This window comes from Buttiauxella sp. B2 (genome assembly GCF_006376615.1).
In the GTDB taxonomy this organism is placed as follows: domain Bacteria; phylum Pseudomonadota; class Gammaproteobacteria; order Enterobacterales; family Enterobacteriaceae; genus Buttiauxella.
Window position 1 is genome coordinate 107,876 of the sequence record NZ_VEXQ01000014.1, and the last position, 11,063, is coordinate 118,938.

General features: G+C 45.8%; 11 protein-coding genes. 4 read left to right on the forward strand and 7 right to left on the reverse strand.

The features are described from left to right. Window positions 1-23: 23 nt before the first annotated feature. The 3 genes from hemN to FH968_RS24080 all read right to left on the reverse strand — a co-directional run bounded on the left by hemN (window position 24) and on the right by FH968_RS24080 (window position 2,339). Window positions 24-1,397: an oxygen-independent coproporphyrinogen III oxidase gene (hemN, locus tag FH968_RS15975; protein ID WP_139881271.1), complete on the reverse strand. Its 1,374-nt coding sequence runs from the start codon at window positions 1,395-1,397 to the stop codon at window positions 24-26. A 148-nt stretch (window positions 1,398-1,545) separates the two neighbouring features. Continuing rightward, a complete protein-coding gene (yihI, locus tag FH968_RS15980) occupies window positions 1,546-2,091 on the reverse strand; it encodes a Der GTPase-activating protein YihI (RefSeq protein ID WP_139881273.1) in 546 nt (181 codons plus the stop codon). Window positions 2,092-2,216: 125 nt separating this feature from the next. Continuing rightward, complete coding sequence (locus FH968_RS24080) at window positions 2,217-2,339, reverse strand: hypothetical protein (protein ID WP_255431511.1); 123 nt, start codon at window positions 2,337-2,339, stop codon at window positions 2,217-2,219. A gap of 336 nt (window positions 2,340-2,675) precedes the next feature. On the opposite strand from FH968_RS24080, the gene yihA reads away from it, so the two are divergent. Continuing rightward, complete coding sequence (gene yihA, locus FH968_RS15990; protein ID WP_139881275.1) at window positions 2,676-3,332, forward strand: ribosome biogenesis GTP-binding protein YihA/YsxC; 657 nt, start codon at window positions 2,676-2,678, stop codon at window positions 3,330-3,332. Between the two features lie 287 nt (window positions 3,333-3,619). Here the strand turns inward: yihA and polA are convergent, their stop codons facing one another. Continuing rightward, complete coding sequence (gene polA, locus FH968_RS15995) at window positions 3,620-6,412, reverse strand: DNA polymerase I (protein WP_139881277.1); 2,793 nt, start codon at window positions 6,410-6,412, stop codon at window positions 3,620-3,622. Between the two features lie 444 nt (window positions 6,413-6,856). On the opposite strand from polA, the gene FH968_RS16000 reads away from it, so the two are divergent. Next, window positions 6,857-7,744 (forward strand): acyltransferase, encoded by an 888-nt coding sequence (locus FH968_RS16000; protein WP_139881279.1) that lies wholly within the window; start codon window positions 6,857-6,859, stop codon window positions 7,742-7,744. Window positions 7,745-7,773: 29 nt separating this feature from the next. On the opposite strand, the gene dsbA is transcribed toward FH968_RS16000, so the two are convergent. The 3 genes from dsbA to FH968_RS16015 all read right to left on the reverse strand — a co-directional run bounded on the left by dsbA (window position 7,774) and on the right by FH968_RS16015 (window position 9,758). Continuing rightward, complete coding sequence (gene dsbA, locus FH968_RS16005) at window positions 7,774-8,397, reverse strand: thiol:disulfide interchange protein DsbA (RefSeq protein WP_139881301.1); 624 nt, start codon at window positions 8,395-8,397, stop codon at window positions 7,774-7,776. Window positions 8,398-8,425: 28 nt separating this feature from the next. Then, the gene (locus tag FH968_RS16010; protein ID WP_139881281.1) at window positions 8,426-9,412 is read right to left on the reverse strand and encodes a serine/threonine protein kinase; all 987 of its coding nucleotides are present in this window, start codon (window positions 9,410-9,412) and stop codon (window positions 8,426-8,428) included. Between the two features lie 76 nt (window positions 9,413-9,488). Further along, the gene (locus FH968_RS16015) at window positions 9,489-9,758 is read right to left on the reverse strand and encodes a YihD family protein (RefSeq protein ID WP_139881283.1); all 270 of its coding nucleotides are present in this window, start codon (window positions 9,756-9,758) and stop codon (window positions 9,489-9,491) included. A gap of 72 nt (window positions 9,759-9,830) precedes the next feature. Between FH968_RS16015 and mobA the strand changes: the two genes are divergently transcribed. Both mobA and mobB read left to right on the forward strand, forming a co-directional pair. Then, window positions 9,831-10,412: a molybdenum cofactor guanylyltransferase MobA gene (gene mobA / locus FH968_RS16020; RefSeq protein WP_189389159.1), complete on the forward strand. Its 582-nt coding sequence runs from the start codon at window positions 9,831-9,833 to the stop codon at window positions 10,410-10,412. Continuing rightward, entirely contained in the window at window positions 10,413-10,916 is a 504-nt protein-coding gene (gene mobB / locus FH968_RS16025; protein WP_139881285.1) for a molybdopterin-guanine dinucleotide biosynthesis protein MobB, read from the forward strand. Window positions 10,917-11,063 lie beyond the last annotated feature (147 nt).

The window sequence follows — 11,063 nt, forward strand, 5'->3', positions numbered from 1 at the left end:
GGCCATTTATTTGGCCCGTTTTTTTATATTACGCGTGAGAACTGTTGAAGCCGCGCCTTCTGCCTCAAGTAACTATCAAAACACATGCAAATATTACGGATTAGCAGGCGGCCTTTTGCCGTAACCTGAATATGCTTGCCGTCGATATCCACCAGCCCATCTTTAGCCAGTGGTGCCAGCAATTTCAAATCTTCTGTGAAATACTCTTCAAAATTCAGATCCCAACGCTGCTCTACTTCCGCAAATTTAAGTTGGAAGTTGCAGATAAGCGCTTTGATAACGTCACGTCGAATGCAATCGTCGCGAGTTAATGCCAGGCCACGCCACAGCGCATCGCCTTGCTGATCGACCTGTTGGTAGTAACTCTTGAGTTCTTTCTGGTTCTGCGCGTAGCAGTCGCCAATCATGCTAATTGCAGAAACACCCATTCCGAGCAGATCGGTATCGCCCTGAGTGGTATAGCCCTGGAAATTCCGATGCAATTTCCCTTCACGCTGTGCGATAGCCAGTTCATCATCCGGGCGAGCAAAGTGATCCATGCCAATAAACTGATATCCCGCGTGAGTCAGCGAGCCAATGGTTTCTTGCAGGATGTCGAGCTTTTGCTGAGCGCTCGGTAAATCTGCATCTTTAATTTTGCGTTGTGCCGCAAACAATGTCGGCAAGTGCGCGTAGTTAAAAACGCTTAAACGATGTGGGCTAAGTTCTGCAACGCGTTTGAGCGTGAAAGCAAAGCTTTCTGGCGTCTGCTTTGGCAGGCCATAAATTAAGTCGATATTGGTCGATGTAAAACCTAATTCACGCGCACGCTGAATCAGTGCGAAGATGAAGTCTTCGTCTTGCTCGCGATTCACAAGGCGCTGCACTTCTTTGTTGAAATCCTGCACTCCCATGCTCAGGCGAGTAAATCCTTCGTGGCGCAGATGGTCCAGCACATCGAGTTCAATTTCACGTGGATCGATTTCAATAGACAGTTCAGCGTCTTCGTTGAAATTGAAATGATCGCGTAGAAGCCCCATCAGACGGCTAATTTGCGCTTTGCTCAGGTAAGTAGGTGTCCCACCGCCCCAATGCAACTGGCTTACGTGACGGCCCTTAAAGAGCGGTGCACGGTGAGCAATTTCCTGCTCAAGCGCATCAAGATACTGATCGGCCTTGTGCGTCTGGCGGGTAACGATTTTATTGCAGCCACAGAAGTAGCAGAGCTTGTGACAGAAAGGGATATGAACATACAACGACAACGGGCGCTCAGGATACCGAGCAACCGCTTCAAGAAACGCAGCCTCGCCGAAGCCTTCAGAGAACTCCAGCGCAGTGGGGTAAGAGGTGTAACGCGGCCCTGAATAATTATATTTCTGGATCAGGGCCAGATCCCAATCGATTAACTGCTCAGACATACTCACTTCCTCCGGTGATGCCGCATTCGTTGACGGCGCAACGATTTTTGCAATCGCGACAACCGCCGTAGTTTAACGAATAACCACAGCAGATAACACACCAGAGGAATAACCACGAAAAGAACAGGTAATCCCATAGGGGTAACCGTTAATCACTACCTTTAAGCAGACGCATTAAATCATCGCTTTTTTCTTCTTCATCTTCGTCATCTTCATAGGAGATGCCGAGCTCTTCCATCAATGCATCAATGCGATCAAGCTTAGCGTTAACCCAAGCTTGCTCTTCGGCGTTGAGGGTTTCACCTTCTTCAAGACGTTCCAGCAGCGCGTCCAGGCGCTCATCATTTTCCAACAAATCCAGTTCAGCCTGTGGTGTTAGCATAGGTTTCTCGATTTTAGGTTTGTGCTGTTTAGGTTTTTTGACCTGAACTTCAGTTACGCCCAGGGCAATGGGTTTTTTACTGCCAATTCGCGGATCTGCTGCCTGTTTGTTGCTGCTTCCACTTTTAGACTCGACACCGCCAGTTGCACGACTGCCTGCTGCATGTCCGCTACTTTTTTTCTCACGTTTGCGGTCTCGAGCTTCACGATCGATCTCTTCACGCGTTTTGCGACGTGCTTTTGAAGGTTTGGAACCAGGTGCTTTGGAACCAGGTGCTTTGGAACCGGGTGCTGCTGAGTTTTGTTGCTTCATAATAATTTGTCTTGAGCCGTTTTTATTCAGTATAGAATTGCGGCGGAATCTAGCAGAAAGCAAGCAAAGAAAAAAGGCGGCAGGTTAACCTGTCGCCTTTTTCTTGTCTCTGGACCCTTTATAGGTCACACAATCCCTGTTTGCACCCGACGCCCTGTCTTTCCTTTGCAAACAACTTCCATGTAATTCCCTGTCCCTTTTAAACGTCTCCAGACGTTGCCTCCTGGCATTCCTTGGTTCTTCGCCATCAGGCGATCCTGAACCCTCATCCTGAGTTGCTATCCTTTGTAGCTCTCCTTTGCCTGTGCCACTTACTTTACTCTTAGCCCGTGATTCTACAAGATGAGTATTTGTGTTAAGTCATTGATGCAATCAAATAATTATTTCATAACTACTTGTTATTTAAATTCTTTTAATTATCCCTGCATCTAACAACACTACGTTATCTGTCAATATGAATGGTCAATGTCTTACAAACCTCGAGCGGATTTCTGTAATCCGGTAAGCCGTGCCGAGAAACACGGCGTTTTCTTCATGTTCAGGTATAATCCCCCACAATGCTCATCCTGAGGGAGACAACCGTTTTGACAAACTGGAACTATCAACTGACCCACTTCGTGCTTAGCGCACCGGACATTCGCCATTTACCTTCTGATACCGGTATTGAGGTTGCTTTCGCAGGCCGCTCTAACGCAGGGAAATCCAGCGCGTTAAATACGCTGACCAATCAGAAAGCTCTGGCTCGTACTAGTAAAACACCTGGCCGTACCCAGCTCATCAACCTGTTTGAGGTCGCTGAAGGCAAACGTCTGGTGGATTTACCGGGTTATGGCTACGCCGAAGTACCGGAAGAAGTAAAACTGAAATGGCAACGCGCGCTCGGCGAGTATCTGCAAAAGCGTAATAGCCTGAAAGGGTTAGTCGTACTGATGGATATCCGCCATCCGCTCAAGGACCTTGATCAGCAGATGATTCACTGGGCTGTTGCGAGCAATATCCCAGTCATGCTGCTTTTAACCAAGGCTGACAAGCTAGCGTCTGGCGCACGTAAAGCACAATTAAATATGGTACGTGAAGCCGCTGTAGATTTTAACGGTGACGTTCAGGTAGAAGTGTTTTCATCACTGAAGAAAATCGGTGTTGATATTCTGCGTCATAAGCTTGATGGCTGGTATAACGATATCGAGCCAGCAACAGAAGAAAATGCGGAACCAGAAGACGACGAGACAACTGGGGAATAAATAAAGCATGGGTACGCCCTTGCTTTTCCTGACTCGCGCGCAATAAAAAACGCCCCAGTCATTACTGACTGGGGCGGCTAAAATATTCAGCCAAATCCGATTACGTGAAGTAAAAGGTCTGAAAGATAGAACATCTTACCTCTGTACCCTACGCGAATAACTCTACTCCTTTTTATTCGGTTGAAAAAGCATTTTTTGTAGTTTTTTTTCACCTTTTACATACCAATCTTGAAGGGTCATCACAAAAAGCTATGAGTTATGTTGCTTAGTTACATAACCAGCTTTAATTAGTGAGCTTCGTCCCAGTTTGCACCGCTTCCGACTTCCACCAGCAACGGCACATCAAGCTTCATGCTGCCTTCCATCAGTTCATGTACCTTTTGTGATACCGCCGCGAGATCATCCTGATGAACCTCAAACACCAATTCATCGTGCACCTGCATGATCATTTTCACACGTGGCTTCTCGGATTCAAGCCAGGCATCGACTGCAATCATGGCGCGTTTGATGATATCCGCAGCCGTTCCCTGCATAGGGGCGTTGATCGCCGCTCGTTCAGCTCCAGCACGGCGGGCCGCATTACTGGAATTGATATCTGGTAAATACAGACGGCGACCATCTAATGTTTCGACATAGCCCTGCTCCTTCGCCTGCTTGCGAGTGCGTTCCATATATTCCAGCACGCCCGGATAGCGCTCGAAGTAGAGATCCATATATTTCTGGGACTCTTTACGAGGGATGTTGAGCTGGCGTGATAAACCAAATGCACTCATGCCGTAAATCAGACCAAAGTTGATGGCTTTAGCACTGCGACGTTGTTCACCAGAAACACTATCCAACGGAGTGCCAAAAACTTCGGAAGCCGTCGCGCGGTGAATATCTTTGCCTTCAGCAAATGCGGTGAGGAGCCCTTTGTCACGGGATAAATGCGCCATGATGCGCAGTTCTATCTGCGAGTAGTCGGCGGAAACTATCAGATAATCTTTTGGCGCAATAAATGCCTGGCGAATACGGCGCCCTTCTTCATTACGCACCGGGATGTTTTGCAGGTTTGGTTCAGTCGATGACAAACGCCCTGTCGCAGCAACTGCCTGATGATAAGACGTATGTACGCGCCCGGTTTTCGGGTTAATCATCAGTGGCAACTTATCTGTATAAGTAGATTTCAGCTTCGCCAGGCCACGGTGTTCAAGAATGACTTTTGGCAGCGGGTAATCCAGGGCCAATTCTTCGAGCACTTCCTCAGAAGTGGAAGGCGCGCCACCTGGAGTTTTCTTCAGCGGTTTAATACCTTGTTTTTCAAAAAGAATGGTCTGCAGCTGCTTCGGAGAAGAAAGATTAAATGCTTCGCCCGCGAGTTCATGAGCTTTTATCTCAAGCTCCGCCAGTCGTTTTGTCAGCTGTTCAGAATGGGTGTGCAGAATAACCGGGTCAATTTTAACGCCGTTACGTTCAATGCGCGACAGCACTGGTACTAACGGCATTTCGATATTTTTAAAAATACTTAATGGACCTTCACGCTTTTCGAGCTTCGGCCACATTTTGAGGTGCAACTGCAATGTAACGTCTGCATCTTCTGCGGCATAACGCCCAGCCTGTTCAAGATCTATCTGGTTAAAGGTCAGCTGCTTTTTACCTTTTCCGGCAATTTCTTCAAAGGTGATGGTGGTGTGCTTCAACCAACGAGAAGACAGGCTGTCCATATCATGGCGGCCTGCAACACTATCCAGAATGTACGACTCGAGCATGGTATCGAAGGCAATTCCGCGCAGTTCAATATCATAATTCTGCATGATGCCACGGTCATATTTAAGGTTTTGCCCAACTTTAAGAATGCTTTCATCTTCAAGTAATGGCTTCAGCAATTCCAATGCACGTTCACGAGTAATTTGCACTGGAGCATCTAGATAGTCATGCGCGACAGGGATGTAGCATGCAACGCCAGGTTCGGTGGCAAATGAAAGGCCAACCAAATTCGCGCTGATGTTATCAAGACTGTCTGTTTCAGTATCAAAGGCAATCACAGGTGCTTTCTTCAGACGAGTGATCCACTCCTCAAGCACGCTTTCTTCAAGAATGGTGACGTAGTTTTCATAAGAAAGTACGCAGGCGGGTTCTTCCGGTTCAACCTCAGCTTCAATCTCGATGGTTTTGGTGGATTGTGTCGCAGGTTTCGCCCCCTTAACTTGCATCCACTTGCCCGATTCAACGTCAGTAATCCAACGTTTAAATTCGTACTGTTTGAACAAACTGAGCAGCTCTTCATCGGCTGGTTGCTGAACTTCCAGTTGTTCACAACCCAGTTCGAGCTCCACATCCGTTTTGATGGTGGCCAGTTTATACGAAAGGTAAGCAAGGTCTTTGCTTTGCTCAAGCTTCGCCGCCATGGTTTTCGCACCACGGAACGTCAATTCTGCGATTTTTTCCGGATTCGCATAAAGCGTATCTAGCCCACCTAAGCCTTGTAGCAACGCCTGAGCTGTTTTCTCACCTACGCCTGGAACACCAGGGATGTTATCTGATGAGTCTCCCATCAAAGCCAGGAAGTCGATGATAAGCTCAGGGGGAACGCCATATTTAGTTCTGACTTCATCTGGGCCAAGAATAGTGTTGGTCATGGTATTGATAAGCGTAACGCCCGGCGTAACCAGTTGCGCCATATCTTTATCGCCAGTACTGATAAGCACTGGGCGCCCAACACGTTCAGCCTCAAGCGCCAGAGTACCAATCACATCGTCGGCCTCCACACCCGAAACAGCAAGCAGAGGCAAGCCCATGGCTTTCACCATTGCGTGCAGGGGTTCGATTTGCTGTCGCAAATCGTCAGGCATAGGTGGTCGGTGTGATTTGTAGTGCTCAAACAGCTCGTCACGGAAGGTTTTACCTTTAGCATCAAAGACCACTGCGGCATGAGTCGGTTGATATTGCAGCAACAGACTGCGCAGCATGTTCAACACACCGTACATTGCCCCGGTCGGTTCACCTCTGCTATTAGTCAGCGGTGGAAAAGCGTGATAGGCACGATAGAGATAAGATGAGCCATCAACGAGGATAAGTGGGTTTTGCGCAATCTGAACCATAATGTTCCGTTCCGTGCTTGGTTTTAGTTTATATCTAAAGGATGCCATAGCCTGGCTGAAAACATGAACTTTTGAGCAAGATAAGGTGAAAAGTTTTGTTGATCTTCGAGATCGACCTCAAGATCAATATTGTGGATAAGTTTGTGCATAATTCTTTAAGCAATTGATTGTTGTGTTTTAAGGAAATCAAAAACCACGTAAATATATATAATTATCATTTAGTTATATTTTTACCACTCACTGAGAAGACATTTTATGAGTGATCTATAAATGTGGATATAAAAATTAATTATGTTATAGACAGAAAATATTGAAAGCCCAATACCACGCGTTTTTTATCAGCGGTTTTAGTTTAATCACTAGTGATGAATTTCTGATAAAATTCTCCTCTTATTATCCTTTTTCCAGCATCTGACACTCCCTAATCATCTGAAAAATTTATTTATGTCGAGATTATTCGCCGCGATAACACTGTGTCTGAGCGTCACTCTTACCATTCTGGTCACTGTAGCGTGCTCAGTCCCCATTATTATTGCTGGCATCATTAAGCTGCTTTTGCCTATACCCATTATCTGGCGCTCAATATCGGCATTTGCTGATTTTATGATGTACTGCTGGTGCGAGGGATTGGCATTCTTACTCAAGCTTAATCCACATTTAAAATGGGATGTTGAAGGACTCAATGAGCTTAGTAAGAAAAACTGGTACTTGCTGATTTGCAATCACCGGAGCTGGGCAGATATCGTCATTTTATGCGTACTGTTTCGCAAACATATCCCGATGAATAAGTACTTTTTAAAGCAGCAGCTCGCTTGGGTTCCATTTATGGGTCTGGCATGTTGGGCTTTAGATATGCCATTTATGAAGCGCTACTCGCGCGGTTATTTACTCCGCCACCCAGAACAACGCGGTAAAGACGTTGAAACAACCCGCCGCTCCTGCGAAAAATTCCGTTCTCATCCAACAACTATTGTGAATTTTGTCGAGGGATCAAGATTCACAAAAGAAAAACGATTGCAGACTCGGTCAGCTTTTCAAAACTTACTTCCGCCAAAAGCTGCTGGCATAGCAATGGCTCTGAATGTTTTAGGGAAAGAGTTTGATAAGTTGCTTAATGTGACGCTTTGTTATCCTGAAAATACACAAAGCCCGTTTTTTGACATGCTAAGCGGGAAGATGACTAGAATTGTAGTGCGGGTGTCGCTGGAGTCTATTGCAGAAGATCTGCATGGCGATTATGTAAATGACAAAGGTTTTAAACGACGTTTTCAGCAATGGCTGAATGCAGTGTGGCATGAAAAAGACGCTCTGTTGACAAGCATCAAACAATAGTAAAAGCCGGTCAGAGACCGGCTTTTTTATTACTTTTTCTCAACCAGGAACTTGGCTACGTCAGCATATTGCTGGACAAATACGTCCATATTGCTGGTATCCATGCCCTGTGGATTCAATTGGTATTTCCCATTTACGAAAATAGCTGGAACACCCTGCAATTGCAGATCTGCCGCAGCTTTCTCTTGTTGGGCAACCAGTGATTTCACAACAAAACTGTTCCATGCAGCATCGTATTCTTCTGCTTTCACACCAGCATCAATAAACACTTTGCGAATGTCAGCAACATTTTGAATTGTTTGAGTTTTTTGTACTGCTTCAAACATTGGAACAGTGATTTTGTCTTCCACACCCAATGCCAGGGCTACAGCCCATGCCTGAGTCAAATCCTTGCCCAACGGGCCCAGGAACTCAACATGGTATTTAGTCATTTTTGTGCCTTCTGGCAGCTTTTTCTTCACAGTATCAGAAACATGAAGAACTTCTTCAAACTGGTAGCAGTGCGGGCAGTAGAAAGAGAAAAACTCTAATACTTGTGGTTCACCTGCAACAGGTTTTTCCAAAGTAACGAACTCTTTACCGTCAGTGAACTGTGCAGCAGATACGCTGAATGCCAGGATCATCCCCGCCAGCGCCAGCCAAATCTTTTTCATCATCAAATCTCTCCTGAATAAATACTGATTAATACATTGGCGTTAATGTTAGTGGTGGTTCACGCAGAACCCGAACCTGCTCTGTAAAAGTCGCAGTTTGTGTTCTCCAGTAATCTTCGTCGGTAAGCCACGGAAAATTCCTGGGAAAAGCAGGATCATCCCAGCGTCGAATTATCCACGCGAGATAATAAACCATACGCATTGCTCGTAAAGGTTCTATGAGCGCAATTTCGTCTGATTCAAAGGAGGTAAATTCTTCATATGCTTCGACAATCATTTCAAGCTGCATTCTCTGCTCGGATTTGTCACCGTTAAGAAGCATCCAGATATCCTGAACTGCCGGACCATTGCGGGCATCATCCAGATCGACAAACAGAGGGCCATCGCGCCAGAGAATATTCCCAGGATGACAGTCACCATGTAGACGCAATGCTTGAAAATCCGCATTCCAGTGCAGTTTCACTTCCTCAATTAATGCATCGGTTGCTTTGAGAAAGTTCTTCTTAAGGGCTGATGGAATGAGAGGCGTATGTTCAAACAGTTCACGCGGTTCAAATAAATATTCACTTAAACCCATGTCAGGGCGGGCTGAAAACTGCTTGCGACGCCCGGTTTGATGAATGCGGCCAAGATAACGACCCACCCATTCCATTTGATCAAGATTATCGGTTTCATATTGTCTCCCGCCTAAACTAGGAAACACAGCGTACATAAACCCTTGATGATGTAATAACGTTTGGCCGTTGAAATGCAGAGGAGCTGCGACAGGAACCTCTTCAGCTTGCAGTTCAAGTGCAAACTGATGCTCTTCTTCTATTTGCGTTGGAGACCAGCGATGGGGGCGGTAAAACTTCACCACATAACGTTTACGAGCCTCATCTTGAAATTGATAGACGCGGTTTTCAAAACTGTTCAATGGGGTCAAGCCGGAATCCACCCGTATACCCTGCTCAAAGAGGGCATCCATGATGGTATCCGGATGTAATGTCTGAAAATTGAAAGCACTGTCTGTCATCCAGGCAACCGACTGTAAATATGAATAATTGAGGATAACATTTCATAGCCGTTAAAGTGGCCTGGCTTACAAGCTTTTACTCTTTAATTACGCCACGGGCACGCAATAGTGCAGTCTTAAAATCTTCCTCGTAATCCTTCTTAATGCCCGGAATAACAGCATCTTTCTCAGAATCACGCATTTTCAGATGATAGATAAGCACATCATCAGTGAGATCAGTTAATTCACCGGTATAACCTGACTCTTTGCTAAGTTTCTGCAAAAATTGAATCAAGTTGAGATCCGGCTCTTTCTGCCATGCGGGCTGAAGTAGCTCGAGCAGTTCGTTAAGGCGTTTACATTTCATGATTGTGCTCCTTTCACATGAGAGATATCACACGTTAGCAGGGTCAAACCCACATTAAAAGAGGCGATATAAGTGAGATGTTTAACAGAAGTTACTGGTGTGGTGTTAGCGGGAGGAAGGGCGACAAGAATGGGGGGTCAGGATAAGGGACTCATCAAGCTTAATGGCCAGTCTTTGTTCGAGCGAGTCATCAGTAAACTCGCACCGCAGGTCAATAATGTGGTGATCAGTGCCAATAGAAATATCGAAAAATATCAGTCTGTTGGATTTCCTGTTCTGAGCGATACACTACCGGATTATCCGGGGCCATTGGCAGGAATGTTGTCAGCAATGCAGCATCTGAGCAGCGAGTGGTTTCTGTTTTGCCCTTGCGATACACCCAATATTCCAGATGACCTGGCATACAAACTTTGGTCACAGAAGGGAGTATCAGTTTCCGTATGGGTAAATGATGGAGAGCGAGACCATCCAACCATTGCACTTTTGCACCGTAGAATTATATCGCAGCTTGAAGAGTATCTGGATTCGGGTGAACGCAGAGTCATGGTTTTTCTACGTGAAGTAGGTGGACGGGCCGTAGTGTTTCCGAATCAGGCGCAAAATTTTATAAACGTAAATACACCTGCAGACCTTGCCCAATGGGAGAATAAATAGATGTTGCCACTGTTATCATTTGCTGCCTCAAGTGGGATGGGGAAAACGACACTGTTGAAGAGGGTCATCCCTTTGCTTAATGAACGTGGCATTCGCCCGGGCCTGATAAAGCATACGCATCATGATATGGATGTCGATATACCAGGGAAAGACAGCTACGAGTTACGCAAAGCCGGTGCGGCTCAAACAATAATTGCGAGCCAAAAGCGTTGGGCTCTTATGACTGAGACTCCTGATGAAAATGAGTTAGATCTATACTATCTCGCTAGCCGAATGGATGAGTCTTCATTGGATGTAATACTGGTGGAAGGTTTTAAACATGAGCCGGTGCCAAAGATATTGCTCTACAGAAAGGGGGGGTCACAAAGTTTTGATGAATTAGTGATCGATAGTCATGTTATTGCTATCGCCACTGATATTGAACTGAGCACGTCACTACCCATTTTAGATATAAACAATCCAAAGCAACTTGCTGATTTTATTATTACTTGGCTGAAAAAATAGAAGAAAAAATAGAAATTGCATGATGGGAATCGGGGATTAATGAGGTGTTTTTATAAACTACAGACAGCAAAAAGCCCTGTACGTCAGTACAGGGCTTTCCACTTATTTGGAGCCTGGCAGTTCCCTACTCTCGCATGGGGAGACCCC